Genomic DNA, 15,915 nt, shown 5'->3' on the forward strand with positions numbered 1-15,915 from the left:
CTATTCTCCCGCTCCGCCGTGCAGACTCTGCACCGGGTGGGCGGTGAGCTCGTCCACGCCGCGCAGGTCCCCGTGGATCTGGTCCACGGCCGCGTACGCGCTCGCGATGCTCGCCGGGATGCCGACGCCGTCGTAGGCCGCGCCGCACACCGCGAGGCCCGGGACCTTCGCGACGTGCTCGCGGACGCGGGCCACGCGCGCGTGGTGGCCGACGGGGTACTGGGGCAGGCCGTCCTGCCAGCGGGTGACGCGGGTGGCGACGGGCTCGGCGGTCAGCCCGGTGGCCTCGCCGAGGTCGTGCCGGGACGCGGCGACCAGGCCCGCGTCGTCGCGGCCGAGGATCTCGGTCTCGCCGTACCGCCCGACGGAGGTGCGCAGGACGACCAGGTCCGGGCCGTCGTCGGCGATCCAGCCCCACTTGCGGGAGGCGAAGGTGGACGCCTTGATGGTGTGCCCGTCGACCGGCGGCACCAGGAAGCCGCTGCCCTCGGGCAGGGCGGCGGCGTCGGAGCGGCGGTAGGCGAGGGTGATCAGGGCCATCGAGGCGTACTCCACCGCGGACAGCTCGGCGGCGGCCGCGGGGGCCTCGGCGCGCAGCAGCTCGGCGGCGGGGCGGGCGGGGAGGGCGACGACGACCGCGCCGGCGTGCAGCACCCGGCCGCCGGCGACGATCCGCCAGCCGTCCGGAGCGGTGCGGCGCAGCTCCGTCACGGGTGCCCCGGTGACGATGTCGCCGCCCCGCGCGCGGACCGACTCGGCGACGGCGAGGGGCAGGGTGCCGACGCCGCCCTCGATGCCCATGAACACCGGGCCGCTGGGCGGGGAGGTGGCCGTCCGGCCCTGGAGGGCGCGCACCGCCTCGGTGAGGGAGGTGTGGTCGCGGGCCGCCTCGAAGAGCTGGGGCACGGCGGAGCGCAGCGAGATGCGGTAGGCGTCGCCCGCGTAGACCCCGCCGAGCAGCGGTTCGACGAGGCGGTCGACGACCTCGCGGCCGAGGCGCGCGGCGACGTACTCCCCCACAGCGACGTCGTCGCCCACCTCGGTGCGGGGCAGGTCGGCGTCGCGCTCGATGCGGGCCAGGCCCTCCTCGGAGAGGACGCCGGCCAGGGCGGCGGCGGTGCCGGGGACGCCCATGACGTGGCCCTTGGGCATGGGGCGCAGGGCGCCGCGGGTCCACAGGGAGGCCGACGCGGTGGCCGGCGGCTGGAGGCGGTCGGCGAGACCGGCCGCGCGGGCCAGGCCGACGGCCTCGGGGCGGCGGGCCAGCATCGACTCGGCGCCGAGGTCGACACGGACTCCGGCGATCTCCCCGGGCAGCAGCTTGCCGCCGACCCGGTCGGACGCCTCAAGGACGGTCACCCGGGCGCCGCGCTCCAGCAGGCGGTGGGCGGCGGCCAGTCCGGCGATGCCGGCTCCGACGACGACGACATGTCCCGGGTCCGCGGGAACCTGCCCCGCGGGGGTCTCACTTGCGCACATGTCCCCCAGCGTCTCAGACCTCACCGGCGGGGCCGCCGCCAGGCCGGTGACGTGTCCGGGCCCCGCGAGTCCGGACCGTGACCTGTTCGGGACCGTTTCGCGCCGACCTCCGGGCCGCTCCCCGCGTCGTAGGAACGACAGTCGTACCGACGATCTCGGGGGCCCCGATGCGCACATCACCTTTCCCACGACCGCTTCCGGCGCTGGCCGCCGTCCTGCTGGCCGCGGCTCTCGCGCTCACCGGATGCAGCTCCGGGGGCGGTGACTCCGGCGCGGACAGCGCGGGCAGCGCGGCCAAGGAGGCCGCGGCGGACGACCGGCGGGGCGCCGCAGGCGGCGACGGCGACGGCGCCCGGGCGAGCGCGCCGCCGAAGGCCGCCGCGTCCCACGTCATCCGCACCGCCTCACTGACCGTCCAGGTCGAGGACGTGCCGAAGGCCCTGGACGAGGCCCGCACCACCGTCGAGAACGCGGGCGGCTACGTGGGCGACGAGGACACCAGCCGGGACGAGGACGGCCGGGAACGCACCCGGCTGGAGCTGCGCGTTCCCGTCGACGCCTACCAGGACGTCCTCGACGGCCTGGAGGGCGCCGGGAAGCTGCTGCACCGGGGCGCGAAGGCGGAGGACGTCACCGACCAGGTCGTCGACGTGGAGAGCCGGATCAAGTCGCAGCGGGCCAGCGTGGCCCGGGTGCGGGAGCTGATGGACCGGGCGACGAAGCTGAGCGACGTGGTGACGCTGGAGGGCGAGCTGAGTTCCCGGCAGACCGAACTGGAGGCGCTGCTGGCCCAGCAGGCGTCCCTGAAGGACCGCACCAGCCTGGCCACCATCACCCTCTCCCTGTCCGAGACGCCGGTGGACGAGGCCGCCGAGGACGACGACCCCGGGTTCACGGACGCGCTGGCCGGGGGCTGGGACGCCTTCGTGACGATGCTGCGTTGGCTGGCAGTGGCCCTCGGCGCGGTGCTGCCGTTCGCCGCGGTGGCGGCGCTGCTGGTGCTGGTGTGGCTGCGGGTGGTGCGGCCCAGGCTGCCGCGCCGCCCGGCACCGGCACCGGCGGCGGCACAGGCACAGGCGGCACCGGCCGCACCGGCGGCGCGCGAGGAGGAGCCCGGCGCGCGGGACTGAAATGCCCCGTCCGCGTAGCGTGTTCGCATGAGCATGAGCGCTGCGGGCGGTACGAGAGAGCGACTGGTCGTGATCGGCGGTGACGCCGCGGGGATGTCCGCGGCGTCGCAGGCCCGCCGGCTGAAGGGCCCGGACGAACTGGAGATCGTGGCGTTCGAGCGCGGCCACTTCAGTTCGTACTCGGCGTGCGGCATCCCGTACTGGGTCGGCGGCGACGTGGCCGACCGGGACCAGTTGATCGCCCGCACGCCCGAGGAGCACCGCGACCGGGACATCGACCTGCGGATGCGCTCGGAGGTCACGGAGATCGACGTGGCCGGCGGACGGGTACGCGCGCGTGACCTCGATTCGGGAGCGGAGTCCTGGACGCCGTACGACAAGCTCGTGATCGGCACCGGGGCGCGGCCGATCCGGCCGGAGCTGCCGGGCGTCGACGCGCCCGGCGTGCACGGGGTGCAGACGCTGGACGACGGTCAGGCGCTGCTCGACACGCTCACCCGCACGCGGGGCCGTCGCGCGGTGGTCGTCGGCGCCGGGTACATCGGCGTGGAGATGGCCGAGGCGCTGATCAACCGCGGCTACGAGGTGACGGTCGTCAACCGCGGCCGGGAGCCGATGTCGACGCTGGACCCGGACATGGGCCGCATGGTGCACGAGGCCATGGAGGGTCTCGGCATCACCATGGTGAACGGCGCCGAGGTCACCAAGGTGCTCACCGGGGACGACGGCCGGGTCCGGGCGGTGGCCACCGAGGACGCCGAGTACCCGGCGGACGTGGTCGTGCTCGGCATCGGTGTACGCCCCGAGACCACGCTGGCCGGGGCCGCCGGGCTGCCGCTCGGCGCGCACGGCGGGCTGCTGACCGACCTCGGCATGCGGGTGCGGGGGCACGAGAACATCTGGGCGGGCGGCGACTGCGTGGAGGTGCTCGACCTGGTCTCCGGTCAGCTGCGGCACATCCCGCTGGGCACGCACGCCAACAAGCACGGCCAGGTCATCGGCACCAACGCGGGCGGCGGTTACGCCACCTTCCCCGGCGTGGTCGGCACGGCGGTCAGCAAGGTCTGCGACCTGGAGATCGCGCGCACCGGACTGCGCGAGAAGGACGCGCTGCGGGCGGGGCTGCGGTTCGTGACGGCCACGATCGAGTCCACCAGCCGCGCGGGCTACTACCCGGACTCCTCCCCCATGACGGTGAAGATGCTCGCCGAGCGGCGCACCGGCCGGCTGCTCGGCGTCCAGATCGTCGGCCGCGAGGGCGCGGGCAAGCGGGTCGACATCGCCGCGGTGGCCCTCACGGCCGGGATGACGGTGGACCGGATGACGGCCCTGGACCTGGGGTACGCACCGCCCTTCTCCCCCGTGTGGGACCCCGTGCTGGTGGCCGCCCGCAGGACCGCACGGGCGGTGGAGGAGCAGCGCCGCTGAGTGCCGCGGCGCCGTCCTACGCGGTCCCGTTGATCCGGTCGATGGCCTGCCGTGCCTGCTCGGCCGGGGGCCGTGCGGGCAGCGACGACACCGAGGCGGGTGCGGTGGCGGCCGCCGACGCGGCCACCGCGGGCGGCTGTTCGCCGGCCGGCCTGGCGTGCGTCGCCGCGGCCCGCGCGGAGCGCAGCCGGTGACTCACCGTCTCGTCCAGCGTCACCGGGCGTTGCATCTGCGCGGCCAGCCGCCCGGCCTCCTGGCCGAGCCGGGCCACGTCCTCCCAGGGCAGGCGCAGCACGAGGGCGACCTCGGCCTCCCCGTCGGGCAGGGCGTGCATCGCCGGCGCCGGTGTGAGCCGTTCGTTCATCGCTGATCCTCACGTCGTCCCCGCGTCCGCCTTCCCCGGGCCGCGGGCGGTTGAGAGGGCATACGTACGCGCGGCCGGGGGCGTTCAAGGGGCGGGCGAGGGATCAGGCGGGGGTGGCCTCGCTCCGCACGGCCGGTGCCGGGGTCCACCGGATGCGGCTGCTGCACAGGGCGACGGCGCCCGCGGACGCGGCCACGGCGCCCATGCCCCAGGCCAGGCTGCTCGCGCCGGCGATGAAGCCGATGAGCGGCGGCCCGGCGAGCAGTCCGGTGGTGCCCATGGCGGCGACCAGGGTCAGCGCGTCCGAGTCCTGGCGGGCCGCGGCGGCGTAGACGCAGGGGGTCACGGCGGCGATGCCCAGGCCCATGCAGGCGAAGCCCGCGAGGGCCGGTGCGACGCCGCCGCTGACCAGCGCGAGGGCGAGGCCGGCGGCGGCGACCGCGCTGCCCAGGAGAACGACCCGGCCGTCGCCCCAGCGGGCCCGCCAGCCGTCGGCGAAGAGGCGGGCGACGACCATCATCCCCGACACCACGGCGATGCCCAGGGGCGCGAGTTCCGCCGACGCCTCGGCGACGTCCTTGAGGTAGAGGGCTGACCAGTCGTTCATGGCGCCCTCGGCGACCGTGCCGAAGACCATGGCGCAGCACATCCACAGGGTCATGCGGGAGGGGACGGTCCAGCGGCGGCCGGCCGGCTTCTTGTCGGCGGGGGCGGCCGGATCGGCCGGATCGGCCTGGTCCGCCCGGTCCGCCTGGTCCACCGGTGCCTCGTCGTCGAGGAGTCCCGTCCGCGCGGACGCGCCCAGGACGGCGAGGAGGACGACGGCCACGCCGAAGTGCGCGGCGACCGAGTCGGTCGCGGCGGTCATGCCCGAGGCGAGCAGCGCGGCGAGCAGCGATCCGGCGGAGAACGTCGCGTGCAGCCTCGCCATGGTGTTGCGTTCGTGCCGTGTCTCCAGGGCGGCGCCCTGCGCGTTCATGGCCACGTTCAGGCAGCCGACGAGAACACCGTCGGCGCACATCACCAGCAGGGCCACCGGGTAGTTGGGGGCCGCCGCCAGGCCGAGCAGCAGCAGGGCGAGGCCGAGCTGGGAGAGCAGGCCCAGCCGCCGTGAGCCCATGCGCCGCATCAGCCACGCCACCGCCGGGAACGACACCGCCGCGCCGACCCCCGCGGCCATCAGGAGCACCCCCACCTCGGCGGCGCTCAGGTCCAGGTCGGACTTGAGCGCCGGGATCCGCGCGGCCCAGGTGGCGTACTGGAAGCCGAGGGACAGGAACAGCGCGGCGATGGCCAACTGGCCGCGCAGGAAGGGGTCGTGGACACGGGACACGCGCATCAGCTCACTTCGCGCAGGTACGAGGGCGGGGTCGGGGCGGGGTCGGGGGCGGGGAGAGGGACGGGTGGGCCGGGACCGGCTTGGACATGTAGACGGCCTCGCCGCCGTAGGCGCCGTCGGGCACCACCCCCGGCTCGGCCACGAACCCGCGCGTCGACCAGAACCGCTCGGTGCCGCCCACGGCGACCAGCGAGATCCGCTCGTCCCCGCGTGTGCGGGCGGTGCCGGTCAGGTGGTGCAGCAGGTGCCGCGCCAGCCCTCTGCGGCGCAGGCCCGGCGCCACGACGATGTCGTGCAGGTGGAGGTTGCCGGGCGGGAACGCCGTCGTGGCCTCCTCCGCCCGCGCCAGGTCCGGGTAGCGGTGCGGCGGGTAAGGCAGGGCCAGCACGTATCCGGCGGTGCGGGCGCCGACGTCCACGACGAAGCAGGTGTCCGGCGACGCCGCCGCCCGGGACCCCAGCGCCGCCCGCCCCTCGGACAGGCCGAGGCCGGTGTAGGCGTCCCGCTCCAGCGCCAAGACGGCGTCCCAGTCCCGGTCGGCGAGGGGCCGTACGCGCACGGTGTCAGTCATCGGCGCCGGTCCCCTCGGGACGGTCCGCCCAGGCGTACGGGAGCGGGGCGAAGCCGTTGAAGCCCAGGGTCGTGTAGCTGGTCGCGTAGGCGCCTGAGGACAGCACCCAGACCGGGTCGCCCGAGGCCAGCGCCTCGGGTACGGGCACCAGTCCCTCGTGGTGGGAGTAGGCGTCGTCGCTGTCGCAGGTGGGTCCGGCGACGACGGCCTGGACGCGCGGGCCGTCGGGGTGGCCCGGGAAGACCAGCCGGTACTGGAGGGCGTCCATCTCGTACAGGCCGTTGAACTTGCCGCAGCTCAGGTAGAGCCAGTGCCGCCGTTCGCCGTCGACGTCCCGGCGTTCGGTGAGGCGGGCGACGTGGGCACGGATCGCGCCGTGGTCGGCGACGAGGTGCCGGCCGGGTTCGATGACGAAGTCCAGCGGTCCGCCGTGGATCCGGCGCAGTTCGTCCGTGCCCTCCCGGATCACCGCGAAGATCTTGTCCAGCGGCGGGTCGAGGGGGGTGCCGCGCCGGTCGCGGTAGCCGAGCGCGGGCAGGCCGCCGCCGAGGTTGACGTGGTCGACGCGGATGCCGCGCCGGTCCAGCGCGCGCAGTACCTCGCCGAGGTCCTCGATGGCGGCGTGCCACGCCTCGCCGGTCATCTGCTGGGAGCCGACGTGCACGGACAGGCCCGCCGGGACCAGACCGGCGTCCCGGGCCCGCTCCATGACGCGGACGGCGTCGGCGGGCGAGCAGCCGAACTTGTTGCTGAGCCCCCATACGGCGCCCGCGCCGCCGGTCGCCACCCGGCAGAAGACGCGGGCGCCGGGGGCGTGGTGGGCGAGGGCGGCGATGTCCTGGACGCTGTCGGTGGCGAAGGTGCGGATGCCGAGCCGGTACGCCTCGGCGATGTTCCGGTCGGACTTCACGGTGTTGCCGTAGTGCACGCGCCCGGCCGGCACTCCGGCCCGCAGCGCCTGCTCGACCTCGCCGGGGCTGGCCGCGTCGGCGCCGGCGCCGCGTCGGGCCAGGGCGGCGAGGACCTCGTCGACCGGGCAGGCCTTCATCGCGAACCGCACCTGTACGCCGGGCAGTTCCCGGCGCAGCGTGTCGTGCCGCTCCTCGATGCCGGCCAGGTCGTAGACGATGCGGTCCTCGGTGGCGGCGGCGAGGGCGGCGGCCAGGGGCTCGCTGAGGACCGCGCCCGGCACCCGGCTCGTCACCGCGCTCATCGCGCTCACCGCGGCGCCACCGGTGGCCGGACCGGGGGCGTGGCCTTGGCGGCGGCGACCAGCCCCTGCCACGCCTCGGTCAGCAGGGCGAAGTCCGCCATGTCGCCGCGCGCCTCGTCGAGGAGCCGCTCGCGCCGGCCGGCCAGCAGGTCGGCGAAGTCGGCGTACGGGCCGCCGAGGCGCCGGTAGGCGGTGTCGAGGGCTTCGAGCCGGCGGACGTTCTCCGCGGTGTCGAGGCCGGTGCTCTCGCGGGCCAGGGCGGCCACGGCGGCGGGGCGGGCCCGGCCGTGCTCGTCCAGGAGCGTGTCGCCCGCCTCGGCCATGCGGTCGTAGACGAAGTGGAAGTAGAGCATCGACAGCAGGAACTTGGCGAAGCGGGTCTGGTAGGCGAGGAAGCCGGGACCGGTCCGTCGTTCGCCGGTGTAGTAGTTGACGATGTGGCGGTTGTGCAGCACTCCCGGCAGCTGGGCGTCGTGCACCAGGTGGACGAGGAAGTAGTCGCTGCCGATGGTGTCGCGGGCGGGCGGCAGCGGTACGCGTTCGCTGACCGTCTCCCCGTGGAAGGCGATGTTGCACATGTCGACCCGCATCGGGTCGACCACCGTGAGCAGCGAGTGGTCCGCCGTGAAGGGTTCGGTGCCGGCCCCGGCGAAGGACTCCTCGACGAGGTCCCGTTTCTGCTCGGGGGTCCAGTCCTCGGGTGCCCAAAGGGAGACGACGTCGTGGTAGACGCCGGGGTCGGCGTCGCGTATCCGCGCGATGTCCACGGAGAGTTCGCCCACGAAGGAGCCGCCCACCATGGCGACCCGCCGTGCCAGGAGACCGTCCGCGAGGGCGGACTCGGTGACCCCGGGTACGGCGTCGGCGGCGCGCCGGCCGAGGGAGAGCAGTTCGTGGTGGACGGGGAAGACGGTGCGGCCGTTCACGCTCTGGTAGCGGCTGTCGGAGTCCCTGCGGTGGACGGACTCGCAGCCGAGGGCGGCCGCGATCAGGAAGGCGCGGTTGGTGCAGGCGCCGTAGGACAGGCCGTCGGGCAGCATCAGGTCGAGGAGCAGCTCGGGCTTGGCGCTGCCGGAGTGTGCCGTCACCCGCTCCAGGAAGTCGCGCTGGGCGGCCTCGTCGGGGTGGTGCGCCGTGATCCGGGGGTGCGGGGGCAGCCGCCGCAGCGCCTCGGCGTGGGCGGCATGGTCCTCGGGCGGGCAGGAGTCCAGGACCAGCAGGTGGACATCGATGTCGAAGTGGGCGACCGCGTGGGCCGCTTCCTCGCCGAGTGCCGTGATGGTGTCCGGGCAGTGCCGGTTGGTGGGGAGGGTCAGGCAGATGCTGCGCATGCGGCGTCCCCGGTGGCCTCGTCGGTCGCCTCGTCCGTGCCGGTGCCGGTGCCGTCGTCGTGCCAGGACTTGAGGCCCAGCAGCCTGGCGCCCAGTTCGTTCAGCTCGGCGGGCCCGTAGCGTTCGGACTCGTGGCGGTGGGCGTCGCCGAGGAGCGTGACGTTCCAGTCGGGGGTGGCGAGGGTGCGCCAGGAGTCGACGCGGGAGTCGCGCAGCCTGCGGTGGCCCTCCAGCGCGGGCATCATCGACAGGTACTGGACGGCGCGCACGCCCTCGCCGGAGACGTTGGGTGCCACTCCGTGGGCCAGCAGGCCGTTCCAGATGAGCAGGTCGCCGGCCTCCAGGTCGGGCCGTACGACGGGCATGTCCTCGCGGTCGATCGCGGGCCGGATCGGGTCACGGCCGTCGGGCTGGAGGGCCTTCCAGCGGTCGAAGCGGCGGAACAGCTCGGGGCAGCACTGGAAGCCGCCGTGGTCCGGCTTGGTGTCGTTGAGGGCGATGATGCCCTGGACCCGCTGCGGCAGGACGCCGAGCGTGGTGTCGACGTCCCAGTGCAGATCGATGTCGAAGCCGCGCTCGGGCTTGTCGATGAGGGCGCGGTCGCGGTTGCCCACGTTGGGCGGGTTGAGGTTGAGCCGGTCCAGGGTGACCCACAGCTCCTCGCAGTCCCACACGTCGACGAAGGCGTCGTACACCCGCTGGGCCTGCCGGCTGTCCCAGATGAGCTGGTGCTGGTACGCCTCGACGAAGCCGTAGATGTGCAGTTCCCGGTCGAGGTCGGAGCGGTACTCGCGGTCCTGGTACCAGGTGTCGGGGCGATCGGGGTCGAGGCCCTGGAACTCCCAGGCGAAGTCGAGCAGCCGGCGCGCGGACGAGGCGGGTATCGCCTCCTTGACCACGACGTGGCCGTACGTCTGCCAGTGCGCGAAGTCCTCCTCGGACAGCACCCGAAGCGGGCGGGTCTTGTCCAGGTCGCGCAGCTGGGTGCGGGCCAGGTAGGTGTCGGCGTCCGCGCTGAAGTAGGGGATGTCCGACGGGGCTCGGTGGAGGTGGGAATCGGGCGTCGCCATGTGGTGCTCCAGATCCTCGCCGTCGCACCGTGCGGGCAACGGCGGTGTGTGCGACGGAGGTCGGGCCGTCACACATGAGGTCGGTGGGGGCAGCGGGCCCGCTCGCGTCCGGGGGGCGGGAGCGGGCGACGAGGGCGGCTCGGACGGACGGGGCGTCCCGGTTCAGGGGCTCGCCCGGTCCGCGCTCTCGTCCGGAATGGTCGTCTCGTCCGGGGTGGTCGTCACGGAAGTCGTCGTACGGAAGGCGTCGCGAGCGGTCTTCGCAGCCCGGCCGCGGCAGGTGTCCGGCGGGGAAACTGGTGTCTCATGTGTCCCTCGCCGAACTTGCGCCTCACAATGGACTAGACCAAGGGAAGGTGTCAACACCCCTCCTGACGAGGAAAGTTGTTACTTCCGAGTTCGGCGGCACCCCTCTTGACAGGTCTGGTTAACCTGAACGCGCACCCTCTTGGTCTATACCAAGAACGTCACCCGAAAGGCGCGCCCGATGGCCTCCAGCAAGCACAGCGGCGAGCTGCGTCGGCTCGCGCTCTCCGTCCTCCAGCCGGGGTTGGGAACTGCTGGCCGGTGACTGCGCATGAGTGTGCTCTGGCGTGACTGAGTGAGTACGAGGGTGAGGTCGGAGGGCTCTGTGTCCGAGTGGGATCGGGAGTTCGTCCGTCGAATGCGTGACCTTGGGTGAGGGTGTTCGTTGAGTGGGTGGATGGGTCGTCATGACTGAGCGGGGGTGCGAGGGTGGGTGGTCTGCGGGGGCTTGCGGCGCCGTTCGTCGCGCTGGGTCCGTCGGGGGTGGCGGTCCGTACCCGGCTCAAGCAGCTCACTCCCGTGGACGCGGAGGTGTTGCGGCGGGTGGGCGCCCATCTGGGCACGCTGGCCGGTCGTGATCTGAAGGCGCGCTGTCGTGATGGGCTGGGGCATGATGCCGGGGCGTGGGCGGTGCGTAAGCGGGAGTTGACGCCCCTGTCGTCGGCGCGGTGGGCGGGTGCGATCACCAAGGCGTCGCATGATCAGTGGGGGCTGGCCCGCCGTGGTGCCCACGCGTATCTGCAGTCGTTGGAGGCGGGGGTGCGGACGCTGCGGCACCGGCTGTCGCTGCCCGTCGGCGAGAAGGGCGCCAAGCGCGCCCCGGGTGGGTATCGCAGTCGGCGGGAGTGGCATGCCAAGGCCCGGCGGCTGCACGTGCTGGAGGACCGGCTGGTCCGGGCGCGCGCGGACTGGAAGGCGGGCTCGGTGCACGTGGTGCGGGGTGGCAAGCGGCTGGCCCGCACCCGGCACCATCTGACCGCCGCCGGGCTCTCCGAGGCCCGTTGGCGCGAGCTGTGGGAGGCGCAACGGTGGTTTGTGCAGGCGGACGGGGAGTCCGGGAAGCGGTTCGGGAACGAGACGATCCGCATCAGCCTGGACGGTGAGGTCAGCATCCGGCTCCCCGCCCCGCTTGCCCATCTGGCCAATGCTCCGCACGGCCGGTACGTCCTGACCGGCCGGGTGACCTTCGCGCACCGGGGGCAGGAGTGGGCCGACCGTATCGCGGGCAACCGGGCCGTCGCCTACCGCATCCACCACGACCCGGCCCGCGGCCGCTGGTACGTGACCGCGTCCTGGCAGAAACCCGCCACCCGCACCATCCCCCTGACTGCGGCACTGACCGAGGGGGTGATCGGGGTCGACATGAACGCCGATCACCTCGCCGCCTGGCGCCTCGACACCCACGGCAACCCCACCGGAGACCCGCGCCGCTTCTCCTACGATCTCACCGGCCCCGCCGAGCATCGCGACGCGCAGGTTCGCCACGCCCTGACCCGGCTCCTGCACTGGGCCACCTCCAGCGGCGTGCAGGCGATTGCCGTCGAGGACCTCGACTTCACCGCCGCCAAGACCCGCGAGAAACACGGCGGCCGGAAACGGTTCCGGCAGCTGATCTCCGGCATGCCCACCGGCCGGCTCCGCGCCCGCCTCGTGTCGATGGCCGACCAGACGGGCGTCACCATCATCGCCGTCGACCCCGCCTACACCTCCCGCTGGGGTGCCCAGCACTGGCAGAAACCGTTGACCAGCACCACCCGTAGGACGACCCGTCACGATGCGGCGAGCATCGCGATCGGGCGACGCGCCCAGGGCTATCCGGTCCGGCGTCGGACGGCACCGCCCCGCACCCACCAGAGCGATGGATGCGGGCATCGGACCGCCCAGGCCGGCCCGGAAGGCTCTGGGCGTGAGGGACCCCGCCCCCGTATTCCCGGACCACGGACACGATCCGTGGCGCCGGACACGGAGCGAACGCGGGCGACCAGGACACCCAACACCGTTCGGGGTGCCCGCAGCGTCCAGGAATGGGTCCAGGACTCACTCCTGCACACTGAATAGGAACGGTTCGAGGAGTACGCCACCGCGAAGGCCGCGCCCGACGCGACCGACGACGTCACCCTGCTCGACTACCTGCACGACGTCGACCGGGTCGTCCCGGTGGCCGGCCCGGTCGACCACGCCAACCCCCCGAGCCTCGTCGGCAACGACGTGATGGGCCCGCGCAGCGCCGCCTGCCTCGCCCCGGCCGGCGACCCCTGGGGCTCCGTGCTGCCCGCGATGCGCGCCGTGCCGTACTTCTGCTGGTGGGAGCAGCTGGCCGTGGTCTACCTGCGCGACCCGGCGAGTCCGGACGGCTGGCGCCGGGTGCCGGCCGAGGAGGCGCTGCTGGAGCGGGGCATCGGGCGGGAGCGGGTCGTGGCGTCGCTGCGGACGGCCCTGGAGAGCGTCCCGCACCGGGAGTTGATCCACGACCGGGTCAGCGACGTACTGCTCGCCGAGGTGTGGACCACCGCCTACGCCCTGGGCGTGGTGACCCGGGACCTCGGCGGCTTCCCCGACCTCGCGCGTCCGGCGGCCCGGGAGGCGCTGTCCACGCTGGCGCCGGGGGCGCTGCGCCGGGTCGTGCCGGTGCGATGGCCGGCCACGGTGGGCGAGCTGCTGTACCCGCTGGTGGCGGCGGCCGTGCTGGGGGGAGCGGCGGACGCGGAGGCGGCGGGGAGCGGTGCGGGGCCCGCGGAGCCGTCATCGACGTGAGAGGTGTCACCAGGACTGCCGCCCCGCGTGGCTGACGTGAGCGGGACTCAGCGGGCGGTGCGGGTGTGCACGTACTCCACGAGGCGGGACAGCGCGTCCGGGTCGGTGGTGGGCAGGACGCCGTGGCCGAGGTTGAAGACGTGGCCCTCCAGGCCCGCCGCCGCGTCCAGGACCTCGCCGGCCTTGGTCTCCACGGCCTGCGGGGTGGCGAAGAGGACCGCGGGGTCCAGGTTGCCCTGGAGCGCCTTGCCGGGGCCGACCCGGCGGGCCGCCTCGTCCATCGGGACGCGCCAGTCGACGCCGACGACGTCCGCGCCGGCCTCGCCCATGAGGCCGAGGAGTTCGCCGGTGCCGACGCCGAAGTGGATGCGCGGCACCCCGTACCCGGCGACGGCGTCGAAGACCTTGCGGGAGGCGGGCAGCACCGAGCGGCTGTAGTCCGCGGGCGAGAGGGCGCCGACCCAGGAGTCGAAGAGCTGGACGGCGCTCGCGCCCGCCTCGATCTGCACCTTCAGGAAGGCGGCGGTGATGCCGGCGAGCCGGTCCAGGAGGTCGGCCCACAGCTGCGGGTCGCCGTACATGAGCGCCTTGGTGTGCTCGTGGTTGCGGGACGGGCCGCCCTCCACGAGGTAGCTGGCGAGGGTGAACGGCGCTCCCGCGAAGCCGATCAGCGGGGTGGCGCCCAGCTCCCGGGTGAGCAGGCCGATGGCCTCGCTGACGTAGGTGACGTCCTCGGGGGTCAGCTCGCGCAGCCGTGCCAGGTCCGCGCGGGTGCGGATCGGGTTCTCGACGACGGGGCCGACGCCCGGCTTGATGTCGAGGTCGATGCCGATGGCCTTGAGCGGGACCACGATGTCGCTGAAGTAGATGGCGGCGTCCACGCCGTGCCGGCGGACCGGCTGGAGGGTGATCTCGGTGACCAGTTCCGGCCGCATGCAGGACTCGAGCATCGGGATGCCCTCGCGCACCTTGAGGTACTCCGGCAGCGAGCGCCCGGCCTGTCGCATGAACCACACCGGCGTGTGCGGCACCGGCTCGCGCCTGCAGGCCCTGAGGAACGCGGAGTCGTACGTGGCGGTCGGCGGCTGGCTCGCGGGGCTCTGGTTGGCACTCACACCGGCAAGTCTCGCATGGCGCACGGACGGTCCCGGACCGCGGGTGGGACGGCTCCCGCGCGCCCTCGCCGTACCGCGTGATCCGGACATCGCGCCCGCACGCGGGTGTCCCTCCCTGCGCCCGGGCGCCGTTCCGCTTAATGTTCCCCGCATGGCTGCGGCTCAGGGACGACTGTCGGACGGCGCTGGCGGAATGGACGAGGCGAAGGGAACCGAGGAGGAGGCCCGGCACAAGGGGAGCACGGCACCGCCGACCTTCGCGGCCGCCGTCGAGGCCCTGCGGGTCGCGCGGCTGCGGCCGCAGATCGAGGTGGAGCCCACGCGCGCGCCCCAGCGGCTCGCCCCGCACACGTACGCGCTGGAGGCCGCGGTCGTCGACGGCGACGAGGACCTGGCGGACGGACGGCTGGTGCTGCTGCACGACCCGGCCGGGCACGACGCCTGGCGGGGCACCTTCCGGCTGGTGACCCTGGTCCGGGCCGAGCTGGAGCCGGAGATGGCCGCGGATCCGCTGCTGCCCGAGGTGTGCTGGTCCTGGCTCACCGGCGCGCTCCAGGCCCGCGGGCTGACGTACGGCGAGCCCAGCGGCACGGTCACGCGCGCGAGCTCCCACTACTTCGGGGGGCTCTCGGAGCGCCCGGCGGCCTCGCAGATCGAGATCCGGGCGTCCTGGACGCCGCGCGAGGGTCCGGGCGGCGTCCCGGACACCGCGGCGCACCTCACCTCGTGGTGCGATCTGCTGGCGCAGGTCGCGGGGCTGCCGCCGGCCGGGCCCGGTGACGCGTCGATCGTCACGCTGCCGCAGCGCCGCGGCCCGCAGTCGCGCTGACCCACTCCTGCTCATACCGCTTCACCTGGGGGCTTCCGCACGGCTGGGAAACGTTCCGTCACTTTGTCGACACGGCCACTTTCGGCCGCGTATCGACAAAGTGCGAAACCGTTCGATCTTCGAATGATCGACCGCGTGTCCGAATTGCTCGAATTGTTACTCACCGGATCGTGATCATTCTCTAAAGGCGGACGGGTTCGGTGCCGAAGACGACTGGGACCTTGAAAGCACGGTTCGTCCCGGCTTCACCCCCACGAGCCGGCCCCGTCCCACACCCCAGGAGGCCTGGTGTCCGTTCTCCTCGAGCAGCCTGCAAGCCTGGTCGCCTACCGCCCGAACAAGCCGACCGCCATGGTGGTCGTGGCCGATCAGCGCGTCCGTTCCACCGTCACCCGCCATCTGTGGGCGCTCGGTGTACGTGATGTGATCGAGGCCTCGTCCGTCGCGGAGGCTCGTCCCCGGATCGGCAAGCCCCGCGACATCTGCGTCGCGGAAGTCCACCTCCCCGACGGCTCCGGCCTGACCCTGCTGTCGGAGACCCGCGCCGCGGGCTGGCCCAACGGTCTGGCCCTGTCCGCCGCCGACGACATCGGCGCCGTCCGCAACGCCCTCGCCGGTGGCGTCAAGGGCTACGTCGTCACCGGCACCCGCACCAACGTCGGACTCCCCACCCGGCCGGGCGCCGCTCCCATCGGCGCCGCAGCGGCCCGCCTGCACCGCCGCCCCCCGGGCGCCCCGAGCCACCCGGGCGGCTACCGCGAACTCTCCGGCCGCGAGGTGGAGGTGCTGCGGCTGGTCGCGGAGGGCCAGTCGAACAAGGCGATCGGCGTCTCCATGGGTCTGTCCGCCCTGACCGTCAAGAGCCACCTGGCCCGCATCGCCCGCAAGCTCGGCACGGGCGACCGCGCCGGAATGGTCGCGGTGGCCCTGCGCACCGGCATCATCCACTGACCCCGTTCACCGACCTGACTGGTTTACGACCCCCC

General features: G+C 73.9%; 14 protein-coding genes. 6 read left to right on the forward strand and 8 right to left on the reverse strand.

Going from position 1 to position 15,915, the window contains the following annotated elements:
- Nucleotides 1–1,479 (reverse strand): protoporphyrinogen oxidase, encoded by a 1,479-nt coding sequence (gene hemG / locus ACFWR9_RS29375; RefSeq protein WP_383847098.1) that lies wholly within the window; start codon nt 1,477–1,479, stop codon nt 1–3.
- A 167-nt stretch (nt 1,480–1,646) separates the two neighbouring features.
- Between hemG and ACFWR9_RS29380 the strand changes: the two genes are divergently transcribed.
- A complete protein-coding gene (locus ACFWR9_RS29380; protein WP_383847099.1) occupies nt 1,647–2,609 on the forward strand; it encodes a DUF4349 domain-containing protein in 963 nt (320 codons plus the stop codon).
- Nucleotides 2,610–2,636: 27 nt separating this feature from the next.
- A complete protein-coding gene (locus tag ACFWR9_RS29385) occupies nt 2,637–4,037 on the forward strand; it encodes an FAD-dependent oxidoreductase (protein WP_383847101.1) in 1,401 nt (466 codons plus the stop codon).
- A 16-nt stretch (nt 4,038–4,053) separates the two neighbouring features.
- On the opposite strand, the gene ACFWR9_RS29390 is transcribed toward ACFWR9_RS29385, so the two are convergent.
- The 6 genes from ACFWR9_RS29390 to ACFWR9_RS29415 all read right to left on the reverse strand — a co-directional run bounded on the left by ACFWR9_RS29390 (nt 4,054) and on the right by ACFWR9_RS29415 (nt 9,925).
- On the reverse strand, nt 4,054–4,401 hold the full coding sequence (locus tag ACFWR9_RS29390) for a hypothetical protein (RefSeq protein ID WP_383847103.1): 348 nt from the start codon (nt 4,399–4,401) through the stop codon (nt 4,054–4,056).
- A 103-nt stretch (nt 4,402–4,504) separates the two neighbouring features.
- The gene (locus ACFWR9_RS29395) at nt 4,505–5,740 is read right to left on the reverse strand and encodes an MFS transporter (protein WP_383847104.1); all 1,236 of its coding nucleotides are present in this window, start codon (nt 5,738–5,740) and stop codon (nt 4,505–4,507) included.
- 4 nt (nt 5,741–5,744) lie between these two features.
- Nucleotides 5,745–6,311 (reverse strand): GNAT family N-acetyltransferase, encoded by a 567-nt coding sequence (locus ACFWR9_RS29400; RefSeq protein ID WP_383847106.1) that lies wholly within the window; start codon nt 6,309–6,311, stop codon nt 5,745–5,747.
- Nucleotides 6,304–7,524: a type III PLP-dependent enzyme gene (locus ACFWR9_RS29405; RefSeq protein ID WP_383847108.1), complete on the reverse strand. Its 1,221-nt coding sequence runs from the start codon at nt 7,522–7,524 to the stop codon at nt 6,304–6,306. Before ACFWR9_RS29405 ends, ACFWR9_RS29400 begins: the two co-directional genes overlap by 8 nt.
- Nucleotides 7,525–7,529: 5 nt before the next feature.
- Nucleotides 7,530–8,855: a DUF6271 family protein gene (locus ACFWR9_RS29410; protein ID WP_383847110.1), complete on the reverse strand. Its 1,326-nt coding sequence runs from the start codon at nt 8,853–8,855 to the stop codon at nt 7,530–7,532.
- Entirely contained in the window at nt 8,837–9,925 is a 1,089-nt protein-coding gene (locus ACFWR9_RS29415) for a phytanoyl-CoA dioxygenase family protein (RefSeq protein WP_383847112.1), read from the reverse strand. Before ACFWR9_RS29415 ends, ACFWR9_RS29410 begins: the two co-directional genes overlap by 19 nt.
- A gap of 735 nt (nt 9,926–10,660) precedes the next feature.
- Here ACFWR9_RS29415 and ACFWR9_RS29420 point away from each other — a divergent pair.
- Nucleotides 10,661–12,289 carry an IS200/IS605 family accessory protein TnpB-related protein gene (locus ACFWR9_RS29420; RefSeq protein ID WP_383847114.1) on the forward strand — a complete coding sequence of 543 codons (1,629 nt, stop codon included), beginning with the start codon at nt 10,661–10,663 and terminating at the stop codon, nt 12,287–12,289.
- A 99-nt stretch (nt 12,290–12,388) separates the two neighbouring features.
- Nucleotides 12,389–12,985: a hypothetical protein gene (locus ACFWR9_RS29425; protein ID WP_383847116.1), complete on the forward strand. Its 597-nt coding sequence runs from the start codon at nt 12,389–12,391 to the stop codon at nt 12,983–12,985.
- A 47-nt stretch (nt 12,986–13,032) separates the two neighbouring features.
- Here ACFWR9_RS29425 and hemE read toward each other — a convergent pair whose 3' ends face one another.
- Nucleotides 13,033–14,100, reverse strand: a complete 1,068-nt coding sequence (gene hemE / locus ACFWR9_RS29430; RefSeq protein ID WP_383847118.1) for a uroporphyrinogen decarboxylase — start codon at nt 14,098–14,100, stop codon at nt 13,033–13,035.
- Nucleotides 14,101–14,251: 151 nt separating this feature from the next.
- Between hemE and ACFWR9_RS29435 the strand changes: the two genes are divergently transcribed.
- Nucleotides 14,252–14,929 carry a DUF3000 domain-containing protein gene (locus ACFWR9_RS29435; RefSeq protein ID WP_383847120.1) on the forward strand — a complete coding sequence of 226 codons (678 nt, stop codon included), beginning with the start codon at nt 14,252–14,254 and terminating at the stop codon, nt 14,927–14,929.
- Nucleotides 14,930–15,217: 288 nt separating this feature from the next.
- Nucleotides 15,218–15,880, forward strand: a complete 663-nt coding sequence (locus ACFWR9_RS29440) for a LuxR C-terminal-related transcriptional regulator (protein ID WP_383847122.1) — start codon at nt 15,218–15,220, stop codon at nt 15,878–15,880.
- The last annotated feature ends 35 nt before the right edge of the window (nt 15,881–15,915 follow it).

It is taken from the genome of Streptomyces sp. NPDC058534 (genome assembly GCF_042717365.1).
Taxonomy (GTDB): Bacteria; Actinomycetota; Actinomycetes; order Streptomycetales; family Streptomycetaceae; genus Streptomyces.

What these genes read in the sequence shown, in the direction of transcription:
- hemG (WP_383847098.1), bottom strand. Translation starts at nt 1,479, where the DNA reads ATGTGCGCAAGTGAGACCCCCGCGGGGCAGGTTCCCGCGGACCCGGGA.
- ACFWR9_RS29380 (WP_383847099.1), top strand. Translation starts at nt 1,647, where the DNA reads ATGCGCACATCACCTTTCCCACGACCGCTTCCGGCGCTGGCCGCCGTC.
- ACFWR9_RS29385 (WP_383847101.1), top strand. Translation starts at nt 2,637, where the DNA reads ATGAGCATGAGCGCTGCGGGCGGTACGAGAGAGCGACTGGTCGTGATC.
- ACFWR9_RS29390 (WP_383847103.1), bottom strand. Translation starts at nt 4,401, where the DNA reads ATGAACGAACGGCTCACACCGGCGCCGGCGATGCACGCCCTGCCCGAC.
- ACFWR9_RS29395 (WP_383847104.1), bottom strand. Translation starts at nt 5,740, where the DNA reads ATGCGCGTGTCCCGTGTCCACGACCCCTTCCTGCGCGGCCAGTTGGCC.
- ACFWR9_RS29400 (WP_383847106.1), bottom strand. Translation starts at nt 6,311, where the DNA reads ATGACTGACACCGTGCGCGTACGGCCCCTCGCCGACCGGGACTGGGAC.
- ACFWR9_RS29405 (WP_383847108.1), bottom strand. Translation starts at nt 7,524, where the DNA reads ATGAGCGCGGTGACGAGCCGGGTGCCGGGCGCGGTCCTCAGCGAGCCC.
- ACFWR9_RS29410 (WP_383847110.1), bottom strand. Translation starts at nt 8,855, where the DNA reads ATGCGCAGCATCTGCCTGACCCTCCCCACCAACCGGCACTGCCCGGAC.
- ACFWR9_RS29415 (WP_383847112.1), bottom strand. Translation starts at nt 9,925, where the DNA reads ATGGCGACGCCCGATTCCCACCTCCACCGAGCCCCGTCGGACATCCCC.
- ACFWR9_RS29435 (WP_383847120.1), top strand. Translation starts at nt 14,252, where the DNA reads ATGGCTGCGGCTCAGGGACGACTGTCGGACGGCGCTGGCGGAATGGAC.